Raw genomic sequence first — 26,572 nt, 5'->3', positions numbered from 1 at the left:
GTCTTGTCTTTGCTTGTGTGAGTTTGCGGCCGGGCCCGGGCGGGTATGTTTTGGGTGTGGGGGTGGTGGTCCCGTGTTCATCCCCCCCCCCTCACGTCGTAGTGCTCCCCGGTGGGGCCGAACGGCCCCGGAGGGTCGGACCGGTCAAACCTTCTTAAGGGACCCCCGGCCCTCAGTCGTCGAACGGGTATGCGCCATACTTGCTTGTGAATGTGAACGCGTTCACAAACGTGTCCCGGTTGCTCCGCTGATCTGTGTGATTAATGGGGCAAACTGCCGCTGTTACCGCGGCGAGGTAAGGAGACTGACGACGTGGAATTGGCTCTGGCGCCAGAGACACTGGCGCGCTGGCAGTTCGGCATCACCACCGTCTACCACTTCCTGTTCGTCCCCCTGACGATCTCGCTCGCCGCCCTCGTCGCCGGCCTTCAGACCGCCTGGGTGCGCACCGAGAACGAGAAGTACCTCAGGGCGACGAAGTTCTGGGGCAAGCTCTTCCTGATCAACATCGCGATGGGTGTCGTCACCGGCATCGTGCAGGAGTTCCAGTTCGGCATGAACTGGTCGGACTACTCGCGCTTCGTCGGCGACATCTTCGGTGCTCCGCTGGCCTTCGAGGCGCTGATCGCCTTCTTCTTCGAGTCCACCTTCATCGGTCTGTGGATCTTCGGCTGGGACAGGCTGCCCAAGAAGATCCACCTGGCCTGCATCTGGATGGTCTCCATCGGCACGATCCTGTCGGCGTACTTCATCCTCGCGGCCAACTCGTGGATGCAGCACCCCGTCGGCTACCGGATCAACAACGTGAAGGGGCGTGCCGAACTCACCGACTTCTGGCACGTGCTGACCCAGAACACCGCACTTGCCCAGGCGTTCCACACGCTCACCGCCTCCTTCCTGACCGGCGGCGCGTTCATGGTCGGCATCGCCGCCTTCCACCTGTTCCGCAAGAAGCACATCCCCGTGATGAAGACCTCGCTGCGGCTGGGCCTTGTCACCGTGGTCATCGCCGGCCTGCTCACCGCGATCAGCGGTGACACCCTCGGCAAGGTCATGTTCAAGCAGCAGCCGATGAAGATGGCCGCCGCCGAGGCGCTCTGGGACGGCCAGGACTCCGCGCCGTTCTCGGTCTTCGCCTACGGCGACGTCAGCAAGGGCCACAACAGCGTCGAGTTGTCCATCCCGGGGATACTGTCCTTCCTCGCCGACGACGACTTCGGCTCGTACGTCCCCGGCATCAACGACACCAACAAGGCCGAGCAGCAGAAGTACGGTCCTGGCGACTACCGGCCCATCATTCCGGTCACCTTCTGGGCGTTCCGCTGGATGATCGGCTTCGGCATGGCGTCCTTCGCCATCGGGCTGGTCGGACTCTGGCTGACCCGCAAGAAGTTCATGCTGGCCCAGCACCTCAGGGTCGGCGAGGACGAGGTGCCGCATCTGGTGCTCTTCAAGAACAAGGCGCTCAGCCCGAAACTCGGCAAGCTCTACTGGCTCGTGGCGATCTGGACCCTGGGCTTCCCGCTGATCGCCAACTCCTGGGGCTGGATCTTCACCGAGATGGGCCGTCAGCCGTGGGTCGTCTACGGCGTGCTCCAGACCCGGCAGGCGGTCTCCCCCGGCGTCTCCCAGGGTGAGGTCCTCACCTCGATGATCGTCTTCACCGCGCTGTACGCCATCCTCGCCGTCGTCGAGGTCAAGCTGCTGGTGAAGTACATCAAGGCAGGCCCGCCGGAGCTCACCGAGGACGACCTCAACCCGCCCACGAAGATCGGCGGCGACCCCCGTGACGCCGACAAGCCGATGGCCTTCTCCTACTAGGCCGAGGGAGCTGCACAGTCATGGAACTGCACGACGTCTGGTTCGTTCTGATCGCCGTCCTGTGGACCGGTTACTTCTTCCTGGAGGGCTTCGACTTCGGGGTGGGCATCCTCACCAAGCTGCTCGCCCGGGACCGCCCGGAGCGGCGGGTGCTGATCAACACCATCGGGCCCGTCTGGGACGGCAACGAGGTGTGGCTGCTGACGGCGGGCGGTGCGACCTTCGCCGCGTTCCCCGAGTGGTACGCCACGTTGTTCTCCGGCTTCTACCTGCCGCTGCTGATCATTCTGGTCTGTCTCATCGTCCGGGGTGTCGCCTTCGAGTACCGGGCCAAGCGGCCGGAGGAGAACTGGCAGCGCAACTGGGAGACGGCGATCTTCTGGACCTCCCTGATCCCGGCATTCCTGTGGGGTGTGGCCTTCGGCAACATCGTGCGGGGTGTGAAGATCGACCAGAGCTTCGAGTACGTCGGCAACTTCTGGGATCTGCTCAACCCGTACGCCATCCTCGGTGGCCTGGTGACGCTGACGCTGTTCACCTTCCACGGGGCGGTGTTCACCGCGCTCAAGACCGTCGGGGACATCCGGGAGCGGGCGCGGAAGCTGGCGCTCGTGGTCGGTCTGGTGACCGCCGTGCTGGCGCTGGTCTTCCTGCTGTGGACGCAGGTCGACAGCGGGGACGGCAAGAGTCTGGTGGCCCTGGTCGTGGCCGTGGTGGCCCTCGTGGCGGCTCTCGCGGCGAACCAGGTGGGGCGTGAGGGCTGGTCGTTCGCCTTCTCCGGCCTCACCGTCGTGGCCGCCGTGGCCATGCTGTTCCTGTCGCTCTTCCCGGACGTCATGCCGTCCTCGCTCAACCCGGACTGGAGCCTCACGGTCACCAACGCCTCGTCGAGCCCGTACACCTTGAAGATCATGACGTGGTGTGCGGCGATCGCCACGCCGATCGTCCTGCTCTACCAGGGTTGGACCTACTGGGTGTTCCGCAAGCGGATCGGCACGCAGCACCTCGCCGAAGCCGCGCACTGAGTCCGATCGGGGGTGTGTTTCACGTGAAACACACCCTTCTGGTCCGAAGGGCATGTTTCACGTGAAACCGATCGATCCGCGCCTTCTGCGCTACGCCCGCGCCACGCGCCTCTTCCTGGTGGCTGTCGTCGGCCTGGGAGCCCTCGGGGCAGGACTGGTCATCGCCCAGGCGATGCTCATCGCCGAGGTGGTGGTCGGCGCGTTCCAGCACGGGCTGACGATCGGTGAACTCGGCACTCCTCTGATGCTGTTGGCGGCCGTCGCGGGCGGACGTGCCCTGGTCGCCTGGCTCACCGAACTGGCGGCCCACCGTGCGAGCGCGGCCGTGAAGTCGGAACTGCGGATGCGGTTGCTGGAGCGGGCGGCGGTACTCGGTCCGGGATGGCTGAGCGGCCAGCGCACCGGATCGCTGGTCGCCCTCGCCACCCGGGGAGTCGACGCCCTCGACGACTACTTCGCCCGCTGTCTGCCGCAGTTGGGTCTTGCCGTCGTCGTACCGCTGGCCGTGCTCGCGCGGATCGTCACCGAGGACTGGGTCTCCGCCGCCATCATCGTCGGCACGCTGCCGCTCATCCCCCTGTTCATGATGCTGATCGGCTGGGCCACCCAGTCCCGGATGGACCGGCAGTGGCGGCTGCTGTCCCGGCTCTCGGGGCACTTCCTCGACGTGGTCGCGGGACTGCCGACGCTGAAGGTGTTCGGGCGCGCCAAGGCGCAGGCCGACTCGATCCGGCGTATCACCGGCGAATACCGCCAGGCGACCATGCGCACCCTGCGGATCGCCTTCCTCTCCTCGTTCGCGCTCGAACTGCTCTCGACGCTCTCGGTGGCCCTGGTCGCCGTGACGATCGGTATGCGGCTCGTCCACGGCGAGATGGACCTGTACATCGGCCTGGTCATCCTCGTGCTCGCCCCCGAGGCGTATCTGCCGCTGCGTCAGGTGGGGGCGCAGTACCACGCGGCGGCCGAGGGGCTCGCGGCGGCCGAGGAGATCTTCGCCGTGCTGGAGACTCCCGTCCCGGCGACGGGAACGGCCGCCGTGCCGACGGGAGGTGTCGCCTTCGAGGGAGTGACGGTCAGGTATCCCGGACGCTCCGTGGACGCCGTGGCCGGAGCCTCCTTCGCCGTGCAGGCCGGGGAGACGGTCGCACTCGTGGGGCCCAGCGGTGCGGGCAAGTCGACGCTGCTCCATGCCCTGCTGGGCTTCGTGGACCCGGCCGAGGGACGGATCCTGGTCGGTGGGGCCGACCTGGCCGGCCTCGACCTCGCACAGTGGCGGTCCCGGATCGCCTGGGTGCCGCAGCGGCCGCATCTGTACGCCGGGACGATCGCGGAGAACGTACGGCTGGCCCGCCCCGAAGCGGACGACGAGGCGGTACGCCGGGCGCTGCGGGACGCGGGAGCGCTGGAATTCGTCGACGCCCTTCCGGCCGGGACCGCCACCGTGCTCGGTGAGGACGGCACGGGTCTGTCCGCCGGACAGCGGCAGCGGCTCGCGCTGGCCCGCGCGTTCCTCGCGGACCGGCCCGTGCTGCTGCTCGACGAGCCGACGGCGGCGCTCGACGGCGCCACGGAGGCCGAGGTCGTCGAGGCGGTGCGGCGGCTGGCGGTGGGGCGGACCGTGCTCCTCGTGGTGCACCGGCCGGCGCTGCTGGCGGTGGCGGACCGGGTGGTGCGGCTGGAACCGGCCGAGTCGGCCGTTCCCGAGGCGGCCGGGTCCGCGAGCGCTCCGGCCCGTCCTGCCGAGACGATGACCGGGGAGACGTCCGTCGCCGCCGACGAGGCCTCGGCGCACACCACGACGAGCACCCGGGGCACCCTGGCCCGGGTGCGTTCCATGGCCGGCGCCCGGCGGGGGCGGCTCGTCCTGGCCCTGTTGCTCGGCGGCCTCGCGCTCGGCAGCGCCGTCGGGCTGATGGCCACCTCCGGGTGGCTCATCTCGCGGGCCTCGCAGCAGCCGCCCGTGCTGTATCTGATGGTGGCGGTGACGGCGACCCGGGCTTTCGGGATCGGGCGGGCCGTCTTCCGCTATGCCGAGCGGCTGGTGTCGCACGACGCCGTGCTGCGGATGCTGGCCGACACCCGGGTCGCCGTGTACCGGCGGCTGGAGCGGCTGGCGCCCGCCGGGCTGCGCCAAACCCGCCGGGGTGATCTGCTCGCGCGGCTCGTGGCCGATGTCGACGCCCTTCAGGACTACTGGCTGCGCTGGCTGCTGCCGGCCGGAGCCGCCGTGCTCGTCTTCGCCGGGTCCGTCGCGTTCACGGCCTGGCTGCTGCCCGAGGCGGGCGCCGTGCTCGCGGCCGGACTGCTCGCGGCCGGGGCCGGGGTGCCGCTGGTGACCGCTGCCGTGGCCCGGCGTGCGGAACACCGCCTCGCCCCCGCCCGCGGCGTGCTCGCCACCCGGGTGGCCGACCTGCTCACCGGCACCGCGGAGATCACCGTCGCCGGAGCCCTGCCCGTGCGCGCCGAGGAGGTCCGCGCGGCAGACAGGACACTCACCCGGATCGCCTCGCGGGCCGCGGCGGCCACCGCGCTCGGCGACGGGCTGACCGCGCTGCTCTGCGGCCTGACCGTGACCGCCGGCGCCGCCGTGGGCGCCCAGGCCGTCGCCGCCGGGCGGCTGGACGGGGTGGCGATGGCCGTCGTCGTCCTGACACCGCTGGCCGCCTTCGAGGCCGTCCTCGGGCTGCCGCTCGCCGCACAGTCCCGGCAGCGCGTCCGCAGGAGCGCACAGCGTGTGTACGAGGTGCTCGACGCCCCCGAGCCCGTTCGCGAGCCGCAACGGCCCCGGCAGGCACCGGCGTCGCCGTTCCCGGTCGTCGTGAAGGGACTGTCCGCCCGGCACGCCGGACAGGACCGGGACGCGGTCCGCGGGGTCGACCTCACGCTGGCGCAGGGGCGCCGGATCGCCGTCGTCGGGCCGTCCGGATCCGGCAAGACGACGCTCGCACAGGTGCTGCTGCGCTTCCTGGACGCGGACGCGGGCTCGTACACGCTGGCGGGTGTGGACGCGCAGGCCCTGGACGGCGACGACGTACGGCGGCAGGTCGGACTGTGCGCGCAGGACGCGCACCTCTTCGACAGCTCGGTGCGCGAGAACCTGCTCCTCGCCAAGAAGGACGCGACCGAGGACGACCTGCGGGACGCGCTCGTGCGAGCCCGGCTGTGGGACTGGGCGGACAGCCTGCCCGACGGCCTGGACACGCTGATCGGCGAACACGGGGCCCGGCTGTCCGGCGGGCAGCGGCAGCGGCTCGCGCTGGCCCGGGCGCTCCTCGCCGACTTCCCCGTGCTCGTGCTCGACGAGCCCGCCGAGCATCTCGACCTGGCGACGGCCGACGCGCTCACCGCCGATCTGCTGGCCGCCACCGAGGGCCGCACGACCCTGTTGATCACCCATCGGCTGGCCGGTCTCGAAGCCGTGGACGAGGTGCTCGTACTGGACGAGGGGCGTGTGGTGCAGCGCGGGACCTATGCGGAACTGGCGGCCACGGCCGGGCCGCTGCGCAGGATGCTGCTGCGGGAGGCGGAGTCGGAGCTCCTGGTGGCGACGGGGTGACCGGCCGACCGCAGGCCGCCGCGCGATGACCGGCCGACGCTGTCGACTTTCGGTGCAAAACGGTACTCATTAGGCTCGGGGCATGTCCACGGCCTCGTCCCGCGAATCCCGGTCGGAGCCGTCGGCCGAACCGGCGGGACTGGTCCTGCGGCTGCTGGAGGCCATGCGGTCCGTCGGCGGGGGCCTGGAGCTGCACTCCACCCTGGACCGTATCTGTGAGACGGCGGCCGACCTGACCGGGGCCCGGTACGCGGCCATCGGTGTCATCGCCGAGGACGGTGAGGGACTCTCCGACTTCGTGCACCACGGGATCGACGAGGCGACCGCCCGCCGGATCGGACGGCGGCCCGACGGGCGCAGGGGACTGCTGGGCGCACTGATCCGCGACCCGGAGCCGGTCCGGCTCGCGGACCTTGCCGAGGACCCGCGGTCCTGCGGCTTTCCCGCGCACCATCCGCCGATGCGCAGCTTCCTCGGGGTCCCCATCTGCGTTCACGACGCCGTCTTCGGCAATCTGTATCTGACCGAGAAGCGCGGTGGCGGCCCCTTCCACGACCACGACCTCGACGTGGTCCGGGTGCTGGCCATGGAGGCGGGCATCGCGGTGGGCAACGCCCGCCTGTACGAGGCTGCTCAGCAGCGTGAGCGCTGGATCGACGGTTCGGTCGCCGTCACCACCGCCCTGCTGTCCGGCGGTGACGCCGACGACGCCCTCCAGGTCGTCGCCGAACAGGCCTGCCGGCTGTCCGGATCGGCCGTCGGCGCGGTGCTGCTGCCCGCCGACGAAGGCGGCCTGGAGATCGTCGCCGTGGCCTCCCGTCCGCCGTCGGCCCTGCTGGGGGTGGTCGTCCCGCCGGAGAACCGGGTCGTCGCCGAACTCCTCGACGGGCAGCCGGTCTTCGTCGACGACGCGGCCACCGACCCACGCCTGTCCACCGGGTTCATGCACGGCTACGGGCCGACGATGATGCTGCCGCTGAAGAGCGACGGGCGCGTTCTGGGTGCCCTCGTCACACCACGTGCCCGCGGGGAGCGGCCGTTCACGCGGAGCGAGCGCACCCTCGCCGCGCAGTTCGCCGCACAGGCCGCGCTGGCCCTGATGATGGCGGAGGCACAGCGCGACCGGGAGCGGCTCGCGGTGTACGAGGACCGCGAGCGCATCGCCCGCGGCCTGCACGACGTCGTCGTCCAGCGGCTGTTCGCGGCGGGGACGATGCTGCAGCACGCCCGGCGCGGGTCCGTCGTGCCCGAGGTGCGGGAGCGGGTCGACAGGGCCGCCGTCGAGCTCGACGTCACCATCCAGGAGATCCGCAGCGTGGTCTTCGCGCTCCGCCAGGACCTCGGCACGGCCGCGTCGCTGCGCACGCGCATGCTGCGCGAGATCAACACGGCCGCCGTACCGCTCGGCTTCAGGCCGGCGCACCGATTCGTCGGTGAGGTCGACGGCCTGGTCGGCGACCTCACCGGGACGAACCTCGTCGCCGCGCTGCGGGAGGCGCTCTCCAACGCCTTCCGGCACGCGGGGGCCGCTCGGATCGATGTCGTGGTCGACGCGACGGCGACCCTGCCGGACGGCCGGCCCGGCGTGCGGCTGACGGTCGCGGACGACGGTGTCGGAATCCCCGAGGGAGGCCGGCGCAGCGGCCTGTGCAATCTCGCGCGGCGTGCCGAGTCGCTCGGCGGCGGCAGCCGGTACGGGCCGGGCATCGGGCCCGGCGGCCGCGGCACGACGCTGGTGTGGGAGGCACCGTACTGAGCCCGCTGGGCTGTCCGTACCGGGTCGTCCGTGCTGGGCCGTCCGGGGTGACGGGTCCCCCGTGCGTACGACTTGAACAGGACCGGGCCCCCTCGACCCGGTGATGATCACTGACATGCACTCAGTTCGCCTTCGCCCGCTGCTGGTTCCGGTGCTGCTGTGCGCACTGGCGGTGTTCGTGGCGCACTCCACGGGAGCCGGCGGGGATGCCGGGGAGGGACAGGATGTCCAGGGTTCGGGTGCGGGCGCGGAGGTGGTGCGGCTGTATCAGGCGGACGCGGCGGTGGCGCGGCAGTACGAGGCGGGGCGGCACGAGGCCGAGGAGCTGCTGGCCGGGGTGCGGCGGGCCGGGCGGCTCCTGGACCGCGAACGCCGGGCAGGTGCCGCCCTGCGCCAGGACCGGGGCCGGACCGCCCGCTCCCGGGACGGCGAAATCCCCCGGGACGATGCCGGAATCCCCCGGGGCGCCGCAGTCCCACGGGCGGCCGCGCGGCTCGCCGGGGCGGAGCGGGCCGTCGACGACGGAATCGCGAGGAGCCGCCGGGCCGAGGCACGGCTGGTGGCCGAGCAGGCGAAGGCCACCACGCGCTGGCGGCTGGCGCAGAAGCGCAACCGCGTGCTGGCCGAGGTGCGAAGGAGCATCGCGGCGAAGCTGGGCGAGGCCCGAGAGCGGTTGCAGGCGCGGGCCGCCGCCTCGGTCGCCGCGGGCAGCTGCGGCGGCACGGTCCGGCTCGGCCGGCCGTCGAAGAGCGTCACGAGCGCGTGGGTGGCGCCCGTGGAGGAGTACGGGCTGTCCGCGGGCTTCGGCAGCCGGGGCGAGCGATGGGCGCACCGGCACACCGGGCAGGACTTCGCCGTGCCGATCGGCACCCCGGTCCGGGCCGTCGGCGCGGGCCGGGTGGTGAAGGTCGCCTGCGGGGGTGCCTTCGGCATCCAGGTCGTCGTCCGCCACGACGGCGGCTACCGCACCCTGTACGCCCATCTCGCCGCTGTCTGTGTCGAACCGGGCGACCGGGTGACGGCCGGCCGGTGGATCGGCCAGTCGGGCACCACCGGCAACTCCACCGGCCCGCACCTGCACTTCGAGGTACGGGCCGGTGCGGAGCCGGAGTCGGCACTGGACCCGGTGCCCTGGCTCCAAGGCCGCGGGGTGCCGGTGGGACAGCCGGCGGACCGGCCCTAGAGTCGCTCCGCCAGAATCCGTTCGATCACGACCGCCACTCCGTCGTCGTTGTTGGCGACCGTCCGTCCGGAGGCCGCGGCGACCACGTCCGGGTGGGCGTTGCCCATGGCGTACGACCGGCCCGCCCAGGTCAGCATCTCGACGTCGTTGGGCATGTCCCCGAAGGCGACGACCTCCTCGGGGGAGATGCCGCGCTCGGCACAGCACAGCGCGAGGGTGCTGGCCTTGGAGACGCCGTGGCCGCTGATCTCCAGCAGGGCGCTCGGGCTGGAGCGGGTGACGCTGGCGCGGGTGCCGATCGCGAGGCGGCCGACGCCGAGGAAGGCGTCGGGGTCGAGGTCGGGGTGGTAGGCGAGGATCTTCAGTACCGGCTCGGTGCCACAGGGGCCGTCGGGCGCCAGCAGGTCCTCGGCCGGGGCGAGATGGTCGGGGATCTCCATGTGCAGCTTCGGGTAGGCGGGCTCCTGGTGGAAGCCGTAGGTCTGCTCGACGGCGACCACCGTGCCGGGGGCCGCGTCGCGCAGGAGCTGTACGGCGTCCAGCGCGTTCTGCCGGGCCAGCTCCCGCACCTTCACGAACCGGTGGGCGCCGGGGCCGCCGTGCAGGTCGACCACGGCCGCGCCGTTTCCGCAGATCGCCAGGCCGTGCCCGTGGACATGAGCGCTGACGACGTCCATCCAGCGGGCCGGGCGGCCGGTGACGAAGAAGACCTCGATCCCCGCCTCCTCGGCGGCGGTGAGGGCGGCGACCGTGCGCGGCGACACCGACTTGTCGTCGCGCAGCAGGGTGCCGTCGAGATCGGTGGCGATCAGCCGTGGGGGAACGGCGGCGGCCTGGGTCGCGGATGCTCTGGTCGCTGAGGTCACCCGGTCATTCTCGCGCATGCCCACGCAGGCATGCCGGTGTGTACCGGTGAGACATGGACGACCCGGTGCCGGAGGTCAGCCCAGCTGTGCCAGGGCCTCCATGGCGATCTGTTCGAAGACCTTCATGTCCGCGGCGAAGTCGGATTCGGGGATGGGCCAGTGGACGACCAGCTCGGTGAAGCCCAGCTCCTGATGCCGGCCGGCGAAGTCCACGAACGCGTCGAGCGACTCCAGCGGACGGCCGCGGTCCGGGGTGAAGCCGGTGAGCAGGATCTTGTCCAGCTCGTTCACGTCCCGGCCGAGCTCGGCACAGGCGTCGGCCAGTTTCCCGACCTGGCCGCCGAGGGCGCGGAGCGATTCCTCCGGGGTGCCGTTCTCGTACAGCTTGGGGTCGCCGGTGGTCACCCACGCCTGCCCGTACTGCGCGGCGAGCTTCAGTCCGCGCGGGCCCGTGGCGGCCACGGCGAAGGGCAGCCGCGGACGCTGTACGCATCCGGGGATGTTGCGTGCTTCGTGCGCCGAGTAGAAGTCGCCCTCGTACGACACCGAGTCCTCGGTGAGGAGGCGGTCGAGCAGGGGGACGAACTCGGCCAGCCGGTCGGCACGCTCACGCGGGGTCCAGGGCTCCTGCCCGAGGGCGGTGGCGTCGAAGCCGGTGCCGCCCGCGCCGATGCCGAGGGTGACCCGGCCGCCGGAGACGTCGTCCAGGGAGATGAGGTCCTTCGCGAGGGTCACCGGGTGCCGGAAGTTCGGCGAGGTCACCAGGGTGCCCAGACGCAGTCGTTCGGTCACGGCCGCGGCAGCGGTCAGCGTCGGGATCGCACCGAACCAGGGGCCGTCCCGGAAGGTGCGCCAGGACAGGTGGTCGTAGGTGTACGCGGTGTGGAAACCGAGGTCCTCGGCGCGGGTCCATGCCGTACGGCCGCCCTCGTGCCAGCGGAGGTACGGAAGGATCACAGTGCTCAGGCGCAGACTCATGGATCGAGCGTAAGCGGCCGTCTGCGTTTCACGTGAAACGGTCACCGCACGCATCCGAGCCGTTGGCGCGCGGTCACGTCTTCAGTGTGGCTGGGGAAACCGCAGATACTGCGGGGGCACGGCTTTCGTCAACCACACTCCGTTCGCACTGACCTGGAAGACATGGCCGTCGCGGTGCATCGCGGCGGCGTCCACGGAGAGCACGACGGGCCGTCCGCGGCGGGCGCCGACGCGGGTCGCCGTCTCGCGGTCGGCGGAGAGGTGCACGTCGTGCCGGTTCATGGGCCGCAGGCCCTCGGCGCGGATCGCGTCCAGACGGCCGGCCACGGTTCCGTGGAAGAGGTACGGCGGTGGGGGCGTCGGCGGCAGTCCGAGGTCGACCTCGACGCTGTGGCCCTGGCTGGCCCGGATCCGGGTGCCCTCGACCGCGAAGCGCTTCTTGTCGTTCACGGCGACCACATGGTCCAGCTCGTCCCGGGTGAAGCGGAATCCGTGGGCGGAGGCCGCCGCCATCAGCGCCTCGATCTCGACCCAGCCCCCGTCGTCGAGGGTCAGACCGATGCGCTCGGGCTGATGACGCAAGTGTTTCGAGAGGTACTTGGACACCTTCACGGTGCGTCTTTCGTCCATCCCGACAGCATGGCGGGAGAGACGTGGATCACGCACTTTGTTTTGCCGTGGATGTTTGGTCCACAGCCAACTCTAGTTATCCACAGATGAATTGAGCGATCTGTGGACAACTGCTTGTCGATTCAGGTGATTTCGTCAAGATCGACTGCTGCGGGGCGACTTGAGGCAACCCGACCCGAGGTGTCCGGACCCGGCGGGCGGGCTGGCGCGCAGGCGCGCAGGCGGACAGGCGCGCAGGCAGGCAGCGCAGGCAGTCAGCCCGCGGCGGTCGGACCGGCGGCTTCACCCAGCCCCAGGCTTGTTCCCGCGATCCCCCGGGAGCCCCCTCTCCGCATCGGTCGCGAACTCGGCGATCCAGGCGGCGAGCTGATCGGGCCGGGTGCGTGGGATCCAGTGCCCCGTGGGGAGGGTGCGCCGGGTCAGCCGTGGAGCCCACTGCTCCAGTTCGTCGTAGAGCCGCTGCGACAGGAACACGTCCCCGAGCGGCGTCACGAGTTGCACGGGCGCGTGCGCGCGGGCGTCCGGGCGGGGTCTGCGTAGCCTGGCCCGGACGTTGTCCCGGTACAGCCAGGCGCCGTGCGCGGCGTCCGAGGGCAGCGACGAGGTCGGGTAGTCGCCCGCAGGGACTTTCTCCAGGCGGCGCAGGAGCGCCGGCCAGCGTCTGCCGAGCGGTCCGCGCCAGGCCAGCTCCGGCAGCACGGGTGTGTGCAGCAGGTACACGTACCAGGACCTGGCGCCCTGGCCGAGGAGCTGGCCCAGCCGGCGGGGGGTCGGCCGCTTCACCCGCGACCTGATCCAGTGCCCGAAGTGGTCGAGCGACGGCCCGGACATCGAGGTGAAGGACGCGATCCGGCCCTCGGTGCGGCCGGCCGTGACGAACTCCCAGGCCTGCACCGACCCCCAGTCGTGCCCGACCAGGTGCACCGGCCGGTCCGGGCTGACCGCGTCCACGACCGCGAGGAAGTCGTCCGTCAGCTTCTCCAGGGTGAAGCCCCCGCGCAGCGGGCGCGGAGCCGTGGAGCGGCCGTGGCCCCGGACGTCGTACAGGACCACGTGGAAGCGGTCGGCGAGCCGCACGGCGACCTCCGACCAGACCTCCTTGCTGTCCGGGTAGCCGTGCACCAGGACCACCGTCGGCCGCCCTGGGTCGCCCAGCTCGGCCACGCACAACTCGACCCCGCCGGTCCGCACCCGGCGCTCCCGCGCGTCCTTCAGCGTCGTCACCCGTGTCGCCCGTGCCACCCGCGTCACCTGTCCTTCGCCCCGCGCCGCATGCGCGGTAGATCGTCGTCCAGCCGGAAGGTGCTGCACCGGCGAATCTCGCAGTTGTTAGAGGAATCGTCAATAGGGAGGGAGGCGGATGGTCCGGCACGCCCGGGGGAAGGGATCCGGCCGGACGGGCGGGGGGGCGACCTCAGGGTGACCCTGAGATTCCCGTACGACTCCAGACCGACATCAAGACAGCTCTGCGGGGTGACGACCCGCGTGGTACGCGTCACTACCGTCGACGACGTGACTGTGATCGCGACCGAAAGCCTGAGCAAGCGGTTCCCCCGGGTGACCGCGCTTGACCGGCTCTCCGTGGACGTCGGCCCCGGTGTGACCGGGCTCGTCGGAGCCAATGGAGCCGGCAAGTCCACATTGATCAAGATCCTGCTGGGTCTGTCCCCCGCGACCGAGGGCCGTGCCGAGGTGTTCGGCCTCGACGTCGCCACCGAAGGCGCCGCCATCCGCGAACGCGTCGGGTACATGCCGGAGCACGACTGCCTGCCGCCCGACGTCTCGGCCACCGAGTTCGTCGTGCACATGGCCCGCATGTCCGGCCTGCCGCCCACCGCCGCGCGCGAGCGCACCGCGGACACCCTGCGCCACGTCGGTCTGTACGAGGAGCGCTACCGTCCGATCGGCGGCTACTCGACCGGCATGAAGCAGCGGGTGAAGCTCGCCCAGGCTCTGGTCCACGACCCGCAGCTGGTCTTCCTCGACGAGCCGACCAACGGTCTCGACCCCGTGGGCCGCGACGACATGCTCGGCCTGATCCGCCGTATCCACACGGACTTCGGCATCTCGGTCCTGGTCACCTCGCACCTCCTCGGCGAACTGGAGCGCACCTGCGACCACGTCGTCGTCATCGACGGCGGCAAACTGCTGCGCTCCAGCTCCACCACCGACTTCACCCAGACCACCACCACGCTCGCCATCGAGGTCACCGACACCGACGAGCACCCCGACGGCACCCGCGCGGTGCGCGAGGCGCTGCACGCGCGCGGCGCGGAGGTCGTCGACGGCAGCGGCGGACTGCCCGGCGCGGGCCACGTCCTGCTGCTCACCGCCCAGGGCGAGCAGACGTACGACCTGGTCCGCGACGTCGTCGCCGACCTCGGTCTCGGCCTGGTGCGGATGGAGCAGCGCAGACACCACATCTCCGAGGTCTTCAAGAACGACACGGACAGCGACACACAGCGCAAGGAGGCGGTCGGCCATGACGGTTGAGCACCCCGTCGCACCCGTCCCGGCGGGTGACCAGAGCCGTATCCACGACATCGGCTACCGCGGCTACGACGGCCCGCGCCTGGGCCGCGCCTACGCCCGCCGCTCCCTGTACTCGCAGTCCCTGCGCGGGGCGTACGGACTGGGCCGCTCGGTCAAGTCCAAGGTGCTGCCGATGCTGCTGTTCGTGGTGATGTGCGTGCCGGCCGCCATCATGGTCGCCGTCGCCGTCTTCACCAAGGCCAAGGACCTGCCGCTGGACTACACGCGCTACGCGATCGTCATGCAGGCCGTCATCAGCCTGTACGTCGCCTCGCAGGCGCCCCAGTCCGTCTCGCGCGACCTGCGCTTCAGGACCGTCCCGCTGTATTTCTCGCGGCCGATCGAGACCTCCGACTACGTCCTCGCGAAGTACGCGGCCCTGGCCTCGGCGCTGTTCGCCCTCACCGCCGCCCCGCTGCTCGTGCTGTACGTCGGCGCGCTGCTGGCCAAGCTCGACTTCGGCGACCAGACCGAGGGATTCGCGCAGGGACTCCTCGCCGTGGCCCTGCTGTCGGTGCTGTTCGCCGGTATCGGCCTGGTCATCGCCGCCCTGACCCCGCGCCGCGGGTTCGGCATCGCCGCCGTCATCGCCGTACTGACCATCTCCTACGGGGCGGTCTCCACGCTCCAGGCGATCGCCGACGTCCAGGACAGCGCGAACGTCATCCCCTGGGTCGGCCTGTTCTCGCCCATCACGCTCATCGACGGAGTGCAGTCCGCCTTCCTCGGCGCGACCTCGTCGTTCCCCGGCGGCGTCGGCCCCTCGCACGCACAGGGCGTGGTGTACGTCCTCGCCGTCCTGGGCCTGAGCGCCGCCTGCTACGGCCTTCTGATGCGCCGCTACCGAAAGGCCGGACTGTGACCACGCTCAGCATCGACCACGTCTCCCGCTGGTTCGGCAACGTGGTCGCCGTCAACGACATCACCATGACCATCGGTCCCGGCGTCACCGGCCTGCTCGGCCCCAACGGCGCCGGGAAGTCCACCCTCATCAACATGATGGGCGGCTTCCTCGCCCCCTCCACCGGGTCCGTCACCCTCGACGGCCGGCCGGTGTGGCGCAACGAGCAGATCTACCGGCAGATCGGCATCGTCCCCGAACGCGAGGCGATGTACGACTTCCTCACCGGGCGCGAGTTCGTCGTCGCCAACGCCGAACTGCACGGACTGGGCGACAAGGCGGCCCGCAAGGCGCTGGCCACCGTCGAGATGGAGTACGCCCAGGACCGGAAGATCTCCACCTACTCCAAGGGCATGCGCCAGCGCGTGAAGATGGCCTCCGCGCTGGTCCACGAGCCGTCCCTGCTCCTGCTCGACGAGCCGTTCAACGGCATGGACCCGCGCCAGCGCATGCAGCTCATGGACCTGCTGCGGCGCATGGGCGACGAGGGACGCACGGTGCTGTTCTCCTCCCACATCCTGGAGGAGGTCGAGCAGCTCGCCCGGCACATCGAGGTGATCGTGGCCGGCCGGCACGCGGCGAGCGGCGACTTCCGCCGCATCCGCCGTCTGATGACCGACCGCCCGCACCGCTATCTGGTGCGCTCCAGCGACGACCGCGCCCTCGCGGCCGCGCTGATCGCCGACCCGTCGACGTCCGGCATCGAGGTCGATCTCGCCGAGGGCGCACTGCGCGTCCAGGCCGTCGACTTCGGCCGGTTCACGGCCCTGCTGCCCCGGGTGGCCAGGGAGCACGGCATCCGGCTGCTCACGGTCTCGCCGTCCGACGAGTCCCTCGAGTCCGTCTTCTCGTATCTCGTCGCGGCGTAGGAGGCCGAACATGTACGACCCCACAGTCGCCCGGCTCACCTACCGGGCCCTGCTCGGCCGCAAGCGGGCCCTCGTCCTCGGCGCGCTGCCGCTGCTGCTGATCGTGATCTCGGTGGCCGTCCGGGCCCTCACCGGGGCCGACGACCAGACCGCGGCGGACGTGCTGGGCGGGCTGGCGCTCGCCACGATGGTGCCGATCATCGGCGTCATCGCCGGCACCGGAGCGATCGGCCCGGAGATCGACGACGGCTCGGTGGTGTACCTGCTGTCCAAGCCGCTCAAGCGGCCCACGATCATCTTCACCAAGCTGATCGTGGCGATCGCGGTGACGATGGTGTTCTCGGCGCTGCCGACCCTGCTCGCCGGACTGATCCTCAACGGCAACGGGCAGCAGATCGCCGTCGCCTACACGGTGGCCGCGCTGGTCGCCTCCATCGCCTACGCGGCGCTCTTCCTGCTGCTGGGCACGGTGTCCCGGCACGCGGTGGTCTTCGGCCTCGTCTACGCCCTGGTCTGGGAGGCGCTGTTCGGCTCCCTGGTGCCCGGCGCGCGCACGCTCAGCGTCCAGCAGTGGTCGCTGGCCGTCGCCCACAAGGTGGCCGGCGGGGACCTCGTCACCTCCGACGTCGGGCTGACCACGGCGACGGTCCTGCTGGTCGCGGTCACCGTGCTGGCCACCTGGTACGCGGGCCGCAAGCTGCGCACGCTGACCCTCGCCGGCGAGGAGTAGCGGCCGGGCCCCGGCCCTGACGGCGGCTTCATCCCGGTCGGCGCACACTGGGCAGAACGGATGGACGGCTGGGAGGGCCGGGCATGGCAGAGGAGACACCGCGGGACGACGATCGCGAAGCGGGCACGCCGGACGGCGACGGCTGGGACGATCTCGTCCTGGACGAGGGGTTCATACGGGCCGCCGAGACGGCCGAGCCGTCCGCGCGGGCCCGGATGCTCGCCGCCCGCTGGCGGGCGGAGCAGCCCGGGCCGCAGCCCTGGCGCTCCGACGAACCGCCCGCCGGATGGTTCTTCAGCAAGGCCCGGCGCCGCAGATGGCGGCGCCGGTAGCGGCCGCGCGGGCCCCCGATATTCGGTGGCGTCGGGTACGGCGGTCGGGCACAGTGGTGATGTCCGAGCGGCCGGACCCGAGCCGGCGCCACGATCTGGGAGAGGAGCGGGACGATGTCCATGCACGACAGTACGTCCAGCTCCCGGCAGGGCAGCGTGCGGCGGATTCCGGAGTAGTCACCTCCGTCGATTCCGCCCTGCTGGTGAGCTGCCCGGGGCGGCCGCTTCGAGCACGCGAATCGCACTCGCGTGGGCCGCCCACCCGGAGGATTGGCCGAGAGGCAAGGCACCGGCTTGCTAAGCCGAGGTCGGGGTGTCCCCCCGCGCACGTTCGATCCGTGCATCCTCCGCAGAACCGAGAGCCCGAGAGAACCGAGAAGCCCGAGGGCTCAGCCCAGCAACCGCTCCAGCACCACCGCGATACCGTCCTCCTCGTTGGAGGACGTCACCTCGTCGGCGACCGCCTTCAGCTCCTCGTGGGCGTTGGCCATGGCGACGCCGTGGCCGGCCCACCCGAACATCGGGATGTCGTTGGGCATGTCGCCGAAGGCGATCGTGTCCGCTGCCTTCAGACCCAGGCGGCGGGCCGCCAGGGACAGGCCGGTGGCCTTGGACAGCCCCAGCGGCAGCAGCTCGACGATGCCGTGCCCCGCCATCGCCACCGTGACGAAACCGCCCGCGGCCTGACGGGACGCCTCGGCGAGCTCGTCGTCCGTGAGCGTCGGGTGCTGTATGTAGATCTTGTTCAGCGGGGCGCTCCACAGGTCGGAGACGTCCGTGAACGGGGTGGCCGGAAGCGCGCCCGTGACCGCGTAACCGGGGCCCACCAGCACCTCGCCGTCCAGACCGTCGCGGCTCGCCGCCAGGAACAGCGGGCCCACCTCGGCCTCGATCTTGGCCAGGGCCAGCGCCGCGAGCTGCCGGTCCAGGGTCACCGACGTCAGCAGCCGGTGCGCGCCGGCGTCGTAGACCTGGGCGCCCTGGGCGCAGACCGCGAGACCCCGGTAACCGAGGTCGTCGAGGATGTGCCGGGTCCAGGGGGCCGCCCGTCCGGTCACCACGATGTGCGCGGCGCCCGCCGCGGTGGCCGCGGCGAGTGCGTCACGCGTGCGCAGCGACACCGACTCGCCGGAACGCAGAAGCGTTCCGTCGAGGTCGGTCGCGATCAGCCGGTACGGGAAGTCCGGGGTGGTGCTCACTTGGCGACCGGCTCCAGGACCTCACGGCCGCCCAGGTAGGGCCGGAGCACCTCGGGCACGCGCACCGAGCCGTCGGCCAGCTGGTGGTTCTCCAGGATCGCCACGATCGTGCGCGGTACGGCGCACAGGGTGCCGTTGAGCGTCGCGAGCGGCTGGACCTTCTTGCCGTCGCGCATGCGGACGGACAGCCGGCGGGCCTGGAAGCCGTCGCAGTTGGAGGCCGAGGTCAGCTCGCGGTACTTGCCCTGGGTCGGGATCCACGCCTCGCAGTCGAACTTGCGGGACGCGGAGGCACCGAGGTCGCCGGAGGCCACGTCGATGACCTGGAAGGGCAGTTCGAGGCCGGTCAGCCACTGCTTCTCCCACTCCAGGAGCCGCCGGTGCTCGTTCTCGGCGTCCTCGGGGGCCACGTACGAGAACATCTCGACCTTGTCGAACTGGTGCACGCGGAAGATGCCGCGGGTGTCCTTGCCGTACGTGCCGGCCTCGCGGCGGAAGCACGGCGAGAAGCCCGCGTACCGCAGCGGAAGCTTCTCGGCGTCGAGGATCTCGTCCATGTGGTAAGCGGCGAGGGGGACCTCGGAGGTGCCGACCAGGTAGTAGTCGTCCTTCTCCAGGTGGTACACGTTCTCCGCGGCCTGGCCGAGGAAGCCGGTGCCCTCCATGGCGCGCGGGCGGACCAGCGCGGGGGTCAGCATCGGGGTGAAGCCGGCCTCGGTGGCCTGCGCGATCGCCGCGTTGACGAGGGCGAGCTCCAGGAGTGCGCCGACGCCGGTCAGGTAGTAGAAGCGCGAGCCGGACACCTTGGCACCGCGCTCGACGTCGATGGCGCCGAGCGACTCGCCGAGCTCCAGGTGGTCCTTGGGCTCGAAGCCCTCGGCGCCGAAGTCGCGGATCGTGCCGTGCGTCTCCAGGACGACGAAGTCCTCCTCGCCGCCGACCGGGACGTCCGGGTGCACGAGGTTGCCGAGCTGGAGCAGGAGGCTCTTGGTCTGCTCGTCCGCCTCGTTCTGTTCGGCGTCCGCCGCCTTGACGTCGGCGGCCAGCTTGCCGGCCTTGGCCAGCAGCTCGGCCTTCTCGTCGCCGGAGGCCTTGGGGATCAGCTTGCCGAGCACCTTCTGCTCGGAGCGGAGCTCGTCGAAGCGGACGCCGGACGACCTGCGCCGCTCGTCGGCAGACAGGAGAGCGTCGACGAGCGCGACGTCCTCTCCACGGGCACGCTGGGAGGCGCGCACACGGTCGGGGTCCTCACGGAGCAGGCGAAGGTCAATCACGCGCTCAAGGCTACCGGTGCGCGGTTGCCGGTTACGACTCAGATTCCGGCAGATGCGATTCGCCGCTTACGTTCACTCATGGGCGAAATATCTCGCGTGTCAATAAATAGTGACCCGCCTGTCCGGGCGGAGCACGTCCCGGGCGGCGGCTGACCGGATTGCCTTGTGGAGGGCGGGAGTTTGGGACGCGGCTGTCCACAGGCGTCCACACCCCCGACGAGTTATCCACAGGCTGTGAGGATGATCTGTGGATGTTGGAATTGATCACTCCGGCCCGTCTGGCGGGGCTCTGGTTTCTCGGCGTAAACCCCATTTCCCCACACTTTCGAGTGGAAAGAGTTCACCCTAAAGGGTTGATCGAAGGAAAAGGGTGGACGAAAGGTGGTCCATCAGGGTGAGGGTGCACTCGGGCCCTGTGGGCCGATTTGTCGACTGAATGGTGCTTCACTGTCGACTTGTCCCCAGGTCGAGATGAGGACCTGTGGATAACGCCTGTGGATAACCAGAATGCGGCAGAGAACGGACCGACCTGACTAGAAACGGCCGTCCTGGCAACGCGCCACCCAGTCCGCCGCCTCCACGAACTCCGCGTCCGACGTCCCCCGGGGCAGCGCTCGTACGTCCTCGACGCCGATGTCCGCGCGCGGGTAGGAACCGAGGAACCGCACCTCCAGGCAGATCCGCTTCAGCCCCGTCAGCGCCTCCGCCACCCGTCGGTCGGAGATGTGCCCCTCGGCGTCGACACAGAAGCAGTAGTTGCCGATGCCGGCGCCGGTCGGACGGGACTGGAGCAGCATGAGGTTGATGCCGCGGGTGGCGAACTCGCCCAGCAGGTCGCGCAGTCCGCCCGGGTGGTCGTCGCGCTGCCGGAGCACGACGGACGTCTTGTCCGCGCCGGTGGGAGCCGCGGGCCGGGCGGGCCGGCCGACCAGCACGAACCGGGTCTGGGCGTTCTCGGCGTCGTGGATGCCGGTCTCCAGCGGTTCGAGACCGTAGCGGGCGGCCGCGAACTCCCCCGCGAAAGCCGCGTCGTAGCGGCCCTCCTGGACCAGGCGGGCGCCGTCCGCGTTCGAGGCGGCCGACTCCCAGACCGCGTTCGGGAGGTTGGCCCGCAGCCAGTTGCGCACCTGCGGCTGCGCGGCCGGATGCGCGGTGACCGTCTTGATGTCGGACAACCGGGTGCCGGGCTTGACCAGCAGCGCGAAGGTGATGGACAGCAGCACCTCGCGGTAGATCATCAGCGGCGCGCCCGCGACCAGCTCGTCCAGGGTGGTGGTGATGCCGCCCTCGACGGAGTTCTCGATCGGCACGAACGCGGCCTCGGCCTCGCCGGTGCGTACCGCGTCCAGCGCGGACTGCACGGACACGTACGGGATCAGCTCCCGGGTCGCCGCTTCCGGGAGGGTCCGCAGGGCGACTTCGGTGAAGGTGCCTTCGGGGCCGAGATACGCATAACTGGCTGGCATGGCCTCACCCTAGTGGCCCGTGCAGGCAACCGGCGTGCCCGTCTCGACCGGTGGCCGGGGCTCATCCCTCCAGCAGCCGCTGCCCCACGTACTCCCCCTCGGCCGCGCCGCCCGGCACCGCGAACAGCGCGCTGGCCTCGTGGCGGATGTACTTCGACAGCGCGTCGCCCCGGTCGAGCTTGCGCTGCACCGGTACGAAGCCGCGCAGCGGGTCGGCCTGCCAGCAGACGAAGAGCAGCCCCGCGTCCGGCGTGCCGTCCGGGTCGATGCCGTCGTGGTACGAGAAGGGGCGCCGGAGCATGGCCGCGCCGCCGTTGGTGTCGGGCCGGGTGATCCGGGCGTGCGCGTCGAGCGGGACGACCAGATCGCCCGCGGAGTCCCGCTTCTCCAGGTCCATCGCGGTCGTCTCGCCGCCCCCGGACAACGGCGCGCCGGTGTCCTTGCGCCGTCCGATCACCTGCTCCTGGGCCGCGACCGAGAGCCGCTCCCAGTCGTCGAGGAGCATGCGGATACGGCGTACGACGGCGTAGGAGCCGCCGGACATCCAGGCCGGGTCCTTCGAACCGGACGCGGGCACGAAGATCCGCCGGTCGAAGTCGGACTCGGCGGGCTTGGGGTTGCGGGTGCCGTCCAGCTGGCCCATGAGGTTGCGGGCGGTCATGGGGCGCGCGGTGGCGCCGGGCGAGCGGTTGAAGCCGTTCATCTGCCAGCGGACCCGCGCAGCGCTGCCCGCGTCCTTCTGGACGGCGCGCAGGGCGTGGAAGGCGACCAGGGCGTCGTCGGCCCCGATCTGCACCCACAGGTCGCCGTCGCTGCGGGACTTGTCGAGGTGGTCGGAGGAGAAGTCGGGCAGCGGGTCGAGGGAGACCGGGCGCTGCTTCTCCAGCCCGGTCCGCGTGAAGAAGCTGTGGCCGAACCCGAAGGTCAGCGTGAGCGAGGACGGACCGGCGTCCCGGGCCACGCCGGTGTCGTCGTGTGCGGCGGCCGCGCCGGACATCAGCCGTTCGGCGGTGACCGACCAGCGGCGCAGCAGCGCGGCCGCCTCCCTGCGGCCCGCACCGGCCGTCAGGTCGAAGGCGACGAGATGGCCACGGGCCTGGAGGCCCTCGGTGATGCCGGGCTGATGTTTCCCGTGAAACATCGCCCGGCCGGTGCCGAGCGCGGTGAGCGGGGTGGCCTCGGCGGGCGCGGCGGCGTAGCCCGCGGCCGCGCCCGCCGCGCCGAGGACGAGCCCGGTGGCGCCGGCGGTGCCGAGCAGCGTGCGCCGGGTGAGGCCCCCGGCGGCGGGAGCCGGTGCGGAGCCGTCAGCCCCGGGGGCGGCCTCGGGGGTACGGGTCTGCGGGATGGACGGGTCAGGCATGGTGCGGTTCAGCCGATCTGCGCGTTCTTGGAGACGGTCACCTGGTCGACGTCGGAGGTCCGCACGGTCACGGCGATCTTCCAGTCGCCGGCCATGGGGAGCTGTACCCCGCTCGCCGCCCAGTGTCCGGTGGTGATGTGGTCGGGGACGACGGGCAGCGGGCCGATGCTCTTGGCGGCGAGGGTGAAGGCGACCTTCACCTCGGGGACGTCGAAGCCGCGGCCGTTGGGCCGTTCCACGTAGACGTGCATCTCGTTGGCGCCGACCCGCGCGGGGTCGAGGTCGACGGTCACCACGCCCTTGCCGTCCTTGCCGCCGGTGTCGAAGGGCATGTCGAGGGTCACCGCACCCGAGGCGGAGGGGTCCGAGGAGGCGGACGACGAGGACCCGGTGGCGGCCTTGGCGTCCTGCTCGGTACGGCCGGGTTCGGTCTGGGTCAGCACGGTGGTGACGGCCAGCAGGACGACGGCGACGCCTGCTTCGGCGAGCACCGACCGGCGCAGCCCGTGGCGCTCGGGGTCGGCGTCGCGCAGCCGCTTCTGCTGGGCGGCCTCGACCGCGGCACGCTGCCGGGCGAGCTGGGCGGCGCGTTCGGGGGCCCCTGCGGTCGCCGCCTTCGCGCCGGCCTCCGGGACACCCGCCGCCTTCGCGCCGGTGGCCGTCTTCGTGGCCGCGGACACGGAACCCTTCCGCGCTCCCGCGGGCTCCTTGGCCTGCTGGACGTCGTCCTCGTCCGAGATGGCTTCCTCGTCCGAGGTGCCGTCCCGGTCCTCGCGCGGCTTCACCAGGGCGTGGGCCGTCGGCGAGTCGGACAGCCGTGCCGTCCACCGGCGCGAGACCCAGGCGATGCCGACGAGCAGCGCCACCAGGCCGATCTTGACGAGGAGCAGCTGGCCGTAGGCGGTGTCGGTGAAGGCCGACCAGGAGCCCAGCTGACGCCACGACTGGTAGACACCGGTCGCCACGAGAGCCAGGACGCTGCCGAAGGCGACCGCCGAGAAGCGGCGTACGGCCTGGCTGTCGACGGGTGTGTGCGCGGGGGCCCGGTAGAGCGCGACGAGCAGGGTCGCCAGCCCGCCGAGCCAGGTGGCGACGGCCAGCAGGTGGACGACGTCGACCGGCATGGCGATGCCCGGCTGGAGGCCGGTCGAGGCGTGCTCGGCCATCGCCCAGCTCGCGGCGAGCCCGGCGGCCACCACGGTTCCGCCGAGCGCGAGCCCGAAGGTCAGGTCCCGCTTCTCCTCGGCCTCGCGCTTGTCGTAGGCCCCGAACAGCACGGCGATGAACAGCGCGGCCGCGGCGAGCAGCAGCAGCCGGGAGACCAGTGCGGCGCCGGTCTTGGTCTGGAGGACCGTGCCGAGCAGGTTCAGGTCGAAGATGTCGCCGACCTTGCCGGAGCCGGTGTAGGAGCCGCGCAGGAGCAGCAGGGCGAGGGTGGCCGCGGTCAGCGTGATCCAGCCGGAGACGACGAGCCGCTGCACGGCCCGCACCCCGCTGCCGCGCTGCCAGCAGGCGAGGACGAAGGCGGCCCCGCCGGTCAGCACGATGAAACCGGCGTACGACAGGTACCGCCCGAAGCCGTACAGCCAGCCGACCACCCCGCCGCCGACGGTCGGCCCGTCGGCGGAGACCGCGGTCCGCGAGGGAGCGCCGACGGAGAAGGTGTAGGCGCCGGCGACGGGGTGGCTGTCCGCCGAGACGACCTGGTAGGTGACGGTGTAGGTGCCGTCGGGCAGTCCGCTGTGCAGCCCCACGGCGTACGTGGTGCCGCTGGTGTTGGCCGGCTTGCCGGTGTCGACGCGCTTGCCCTTGGGGTCGAGTACGCGCAGCGCGTCGTCGGACAGGGCGACCTGCTCGGAGAAGGTGAGCGAGATCTGCGTCGGTGCCTTGTCGACCACCACCCCCTGCGCGGGGTTGCTGCCGGTCAGCGCGGCGTGCGCGGAGGCCGGACCGGCGGCGACGAGGCTCGCGCCGATGACGGCCAGGAACAGCAGCACCAGGGTGCGCACGCGTGGGGCGATGGTCTGTGTCAAGGTGGTCCCTCCCTCAGTGCCCGGTCTTGGGGTTGTACGTAGCCGACTTCACCGGTATCTCGACCGTGACAGGGCCGGATTGCGCAAAGTGCAGCTCGACGGTCACCTTCTGGCCCTGCGTGGGCCTGCGCTTCAGCTTCTCGAACATCAGGTGGTTCCCGCCGCTTTCGAAGACGAGCCGCCCGTGGGCGGGTACGTCGAGGGAGGTCACCTCCTGCATCGAGGTGCCGACGGTCTCGTGGACGGTGACGCTGCCCGCGATGTCACTGGTGACGGAGGTCAGTTCGTCCTTCGCGGAGCCCGTGTTGGCGATGGTCAGGAAGCCCGCGGCCATCGAGGCGGAGACCGGCTGCGGCATGTAGGCGGAGCTGACGGACAGCTCGGCCCCCGAGGCGCCCGCGGCATCGGAGTCCGGGCCGCCGCAGCCCGCCAGGACCAGTGCCCCGAGGGTCACCCCGGCCGCCACCGCGGTGGCGGTGCCCCGGCGCCTCACGGGTTCTCCCCCTTGACGATCTTGGGAAGGTCCTTGGTGTAGTCGTCGACGGTGGCCTGGTCGCTGTAGACCAGATAGCCCGCGTCGGTCTTCGGCGAGAAGGCGATGACCTGGGTGCCGTGCGTGGAGACGGTCTTGCCGTTCTTGTCCTGGTGCGGTGCCTCGACGGTGATGCCGACGCTACGGGCCCCGGCCTGGATGGTGGCGAAGTCGCCGGTCAGGCCGACGACCTGGGGGTCGATGCCCTTGAGCCAGGCGCCGAGCGCGGCCGGGGTGTCCCGCTGCGGGTCGGTGGTGACGAACACGATCCGCAGTCTGTCCTGGTCGGCCTTGGACAGCTGCTTCTTGGCGACGGCGAGGTTGTTCATCGTCAGCGGACAGATGTCGGGGCAGTTGGTGTAGCCGAAGTAGATGAGCGTGGGCCGGCCGGCGGTCTCCTTGCGGAGGTCGTACGACTTGCCCCGGGTGTCGGTGAGGACGAGGTCCGGCTTTTCGAAGGGCTGGTCGAGCACGGTGGCCGCCTGCTGCGAGGTCTCCTCGGAGACGACGGTGACAGGACCCTCGCCCTTGTCGCCGCTGCCGCAGGCGGAGAGCGTCAGCGTGGCGGCGGCGAGCAGCGCGGCCGCCGCGAACGTCTTCTTGCGCATAGAGAAATGTCCCAGATGTGTGAACCGCGCCGTGCACCGGGGGCCGTACGACCCCCGGTGCACAGCAGTGAAGGTCAGGCTCGGGCGTTGCTGTCGGTGCCGCGGCGGCGGCCGGCGGCCACACCGTACGCGACCCCGGCCACGCCGACGACGATGCCGACCACGCCCAGCACACGGGCGGTGGTGTCGGAGCTGTCGGCGGCGGGTGCGGCCTCGGCGCTGCCGCTCGCGGCCGCCTTGGCGTCGTCGTGCTCGGCGGAGGCGTCCTTGGCGGAGGCCGAGCCGTGGGAGTGGCCGTCCTCGGTGGCGGCGGACAGCTGAAGCACCGGAGCCGGGTTCTCGGGCTCCTCCGCGCCGTCCTCCTGCACCTCGATCCAGCGCACGACCTCGTTGTTGGAGTACGTCTGGATCGCCTTGAAGACGAGTTCGTCGGTGTCCTCGGGGAGCGTGCCGACGGAGAGCGGGAACTTCTGGAAGTAGCCGGGCTCGATGCCCTTGCCGTCGGCGGTCCAGGTGACCTTGGTGACGGCCTCGGAGATCTTCTTGCCGTGCAGGTCCAGCGGCTTGGCCAGCTTGGACTTGGTGACCTGGACCGTCCAGCCGGCGATCGGCTGCGGCATCACCGAGGCCAGCGGGTGGTCGGCGGGGAAGGCGACCTCGAGCTTGGTGGTCGAGGCGTTGTCGCGCTCGTTGGGGACCTTGAAGTCGACGACGGCGTAACCGCCCTTGGCGGCCGCGCCCTCCGGCTGCACGCTGACGTGCGCGAAGGCCGGGGCGGACAGGGCCAGAACGGCCGAACCGGCGAGGGCGACGGCGGCGGCGATACGGGAAGCCTGCATGAAGGGAGCACTCCACTTCGTGTGGTTGCGGCGCGGGATCCGCCACGGGGTCCGGTGGGCTCCGTGGACTCCGACGGGG

General features: G+C 71.2%; 21 protein-coding genes, 1 tRNA gene and 1 pseudogene. 11 read left to right on the top strand and 12 right to left on the bottom strand.

Annotated features, from left to right (window positions below; all coding sequences use genetic code 11):
* The first annotated feature begins 312 nt into the window (after positions 1–312).
* The 5 genes from ABT085_RS09805 (at position 313) to ABT085_RS09785 (ending at position 9,344) form a co-directional block, all read left to right on the top strand.
* The gene (locus ABT085_RS09805) at positions 313–1,821 is read left to right on the top strand and encodes a cytochrome ubiquinol oxidase subunit I (protein WP_351604087.1); all 1,509 of its coding nucleotides are present in this window, start codon (positions 313–315) and stop codon (positions 1,819–1,821) included.
* Between the two features lie 20 nt (positions 1,822–1,841).
* A complete protein-coding gene (gene cydB, locus ABT085_RS09800) occupies positions 1,842–2,846 on the top strand; it encodes a cytochrome d ubiquinol oxidase subunit II (protein WP_351604085.1) in 1,005 nt (334 codons plus the stop codon).
* Positions 2,847–2,907: 61 nt separating this feature from the next.
* Complete coding sequence (cydD, locus tag ABT085_RS09795) at positions 2,908–6,405, top strand: thiol reductant ABC exporter subunit CydD (protein WP_351604083.1); 3,498 nt, start codon at positions 2,908–2,910, stop codon at positions 6,403–6,405.
* 82 nt (positions 6,406–6,487) lie between these two features.
* Positions 6,488–8,161 carry a GAF domain-containing sensor histidine kinase gene (locus ABT085_RS09790; protein WP_502982704.1) on the top strand — a complete coding sequence of 558 codons (1,674 nt, stop codon included), beginning with the start codon at positions 6,488–6,490 and terminating at the stop codon, positions 8,159–8,161.
* A 115-nt stretch (positions 8,162–8,276) separates the two neighbouring features.
* Positions 8,277–9,344, top strand: a complete 1,068-nt coding sequence (locus tag ABT085_RS09785; protein ID WP_351604081.1) for a M23 family metallopeptidase — start codon at positions 8,277–8,279, stop codon at positions 9,342–9,344.
* Here the strand turns inward: ABT085_RS09785 and ABT085_RS09780 are convergent.
* From ABT085_RS09780 to ABT085_RS09765, 4 genes and pseudogenes are all read right to left on the bottom strand, one after another.
* On the bottom strand, positions 9,341–10,228 hold the full coding sequence (locus ABT085_RS09780; RefSeq protein WP_351604079.1) for a Cof-type HAD-IIB family hydrolase: 888 nt from the start codon (positions 10,226–10,228) through the stop codon (positions 9,341–9,343). The two genes, ABT085_RS09785 and ABT085_RS09780, sit on opposite strands and share 4 nt — an antisense overlap.
* A 57-nt stretch (positions 10,229–10,285) precedes the next feature.
* Entirely contained in the window at positions 10,286–11,188 is a 903-nt protein-coding gene (locus ABT085_RS09775; protein WP_351604077.1) for an LLM class flavin-dependent oxidoreductase, read from the bottom strand.
* Between the two features lie 81 nt (positions 11,189–11,269).
* Positions 11,270–11,818: an RNA 2'-phosphotransferase gene (locus tag ABT085_RS09770; RefSeq protein ID WP_351604075.1), complete on the bottom strand. Its 549-nt coding sequence runs from the start codon at positions 11,816–11,818 to the stop codon at positions 11,270–11,272.
* Positions 11,819–12,133: 315 nt separating this feature from the next.
* A pseudogene (locus ABT085_RS09765) lies at positions 12,134–13,042 on the bottom strand (alpha/beta fold hydrolase); the annotation flags it as partial.
* A gap of 294 nt (positions 13,043–13,336) precedes the next feature.
* On the opposite strand from ABT085_RS09765, the gene ABT085_RS09760 reads away from it, so the two are divergent.
* From ABT085_RS09760 to ABT085_RS09735, 6 genes are all read left to right on the top strand, one after another.
* On the top strand, positions 13,337–14,311 hold the full coding sequence (locus ABT085_RS09760) for an ABC transporter ATP-binding protein (RefSeq protein WP_351604089.1): 975 nt from the start codon (positions 13,337–13,339) through the stop codon (positions 14,309–14,311).
* Entirely contained in the window at positions 14,301–15,212 is a 912-nt protein-coding gene (locus ABT085_RS09755) for an ABC transporter permease (RefSeq protein ID WP_351604073.1), read from the top strand. The genes ABT085_RS09760 and ABT085_RS09755 overlap by 11 nt, the downstream gene beginning before the upstream one ends.
* Entirely contained in the window at positions 15,209–16,120 is a 912-nt protein-coding gene (locus ABT085_RS09750; protein WP_351604071.1) for an ABC transporter ATP-binding protein, read from the top strand. The genes ABT085_RS09755 and ABT085_RS09750 overlap by 4 nt, the downstream gene beginning before the upstream one ends.
* Before the next feature lie 10 nt (positions 16,121–16,130).
* Positions 16,131–16,850 carry an ABC transporter permease subunit gene (locus tag ABT085_RS09745; protein ID WP_351604069.1) on the top strand — a complete coding sequence of 240 codons (720 nt, stop codon included), beginning with the start codon at positions 16,131–16,133 and terminating at the stop codon, positions 16,848–16,850.
* 83 nt (positions 16,851–16,933) lie between these two features.
* Positions 16,934–17,182 (top strand): SGM_3592 family protein, encoded by a 249-nt coding sequence (locus tag ABT085_RS09740; protein ID WP_351604067.1) that lies wholly within the window; start codon positions 16,934–16,936, stop codon positions 17,180–17,182.
* 264 nt (positions 17,183–17,446) lie between these two features.
* Positions 17,447–17,532: transfer RNA gene (locus tag ABT085_RS09735), tRNA-Ser, on the top strand.
* Positions 17,533–17,571: 39 nt separating this feature from the next.
* On the opposite strand, the gene ABT085_RS09730 is transcribed toward ABT085_RS09735, so the two are convergent.
* The 8 genes from ABT085_RS09730 to ABT085_RS09695 form a co-directional block, all read right to left on the bottom strand.
* The gene (locus tag ABT085_RS09730; RefSeq protein WP_351604065.1) at positions 17,572–18,381 is read right to left on the bottom strand and encodes an HAD family hydrolase; all 810 of its coding nucleotides are present in this window, start codon (positions 18,379–18,381) and stop codon (positions 17,572–17,574) included.
* Positions 18,378–19,655, bottom strand: a complete 1,278-nt coding sequence (serS, locus tag ABT085_RS09725; protein WP_351604063.1) for a serine--tRNA ligase — start codon at positions 19,653–19,655, stop codon at positions 18,378–18,380. Before serS ends, ABT085_RS09730 begins: the two co-directional genes overlap by 4 nt.
* A gap of 533 nt (positions 19,656–20,188) precedes the next feature.
* The gene (pheA, locus tag ABT085_RS09720) at positions 20,189–21,121 is read right to left on the bottom strand and encodes a prephenate dehydratase (protein WP_351604060.1); all 933 of its coding nucleotides are present in this window, start codon (positions 21,119–21,121) and stop codon (positions 20,189–20,191) included.
* Positions 21,122–21,182: 61 nt separating this feature from the next.
* A complete protein-coding gene (gene efeB, locus ABT085_RS09715; protein WP_351604057.1) occupies positions 21,183–22,481 on the bottom strand; it encodes an iron uptake transporter deferrochelatase/peroxidase subunit in 1,299 nt (432 codons plus the stop codon).
* Positions 22,482–22,489: 8 nt separating this feature from the next.
* Positions 22,490–24,514, bottom strand: coding sequence for a copper resistance CopC/CopD family protein (locus ABT085_RS09710; RefSeq protein ID WP_351604055.1), 2,025 nt, complete (start codon positions 24,512–24,514; stop codon positions 22,490–22,492).
* A 13-nt stretch (positions 24,515–24,527) separates the two neighbouring features.
* On the bottom strand, positions 24,528–25,007 hold the full coding sequence (locus ABT085_RS09705; RefSeq protein ID WP_351604053.1) for a copper chaperone PCu(A)C: 480 nt from the start codon (positions 25,005–25,007) through the stop codon (positions 24,528–24,530).
* On the bottom strand, positions 25,004–25,654 hold the full coding sequence (locus ABT085_RS09700; protein WP_351604051.1) for an SCO family protein: 651 nt from the start codon (positions 25,652–25,654) through the stop codon (positions 25,004–25,006). Before ABT085_RS09700 ends, ABT085_RS09705 begins: the two co-directional genes overlap by 4 nt.
* A gap of 74 nt (positions 25,655–25,728) precedes the next feature.
* Positions 25,729–26,493 (bottom strand): YcnI family copper-binding membrane protein, encoded by a 765-nt coding sequence (locus tag ABT085_RS09695; RefSeq protein WP_351604049.1) that lies wholly within the window; start codon positions 26,491–26,493, stop codon positions 25,729–25,731.
* Positions 26,494–26,572 lie beyond the last annotated feature (79 nt).

This window comes from Streptomyces sp. NPDC002265 (assembly GCF_040296125.1).
Classification (GTDB): Bacteria; Actinomycetota; Actinomycetes; order Streptomycetales; family Streptomycetaceae; genus Streptomyces.
Note: the sequence above shows the minus strand (reverse complement) of the source record. Positions and strands in the feature narration are given on the sequence as shown.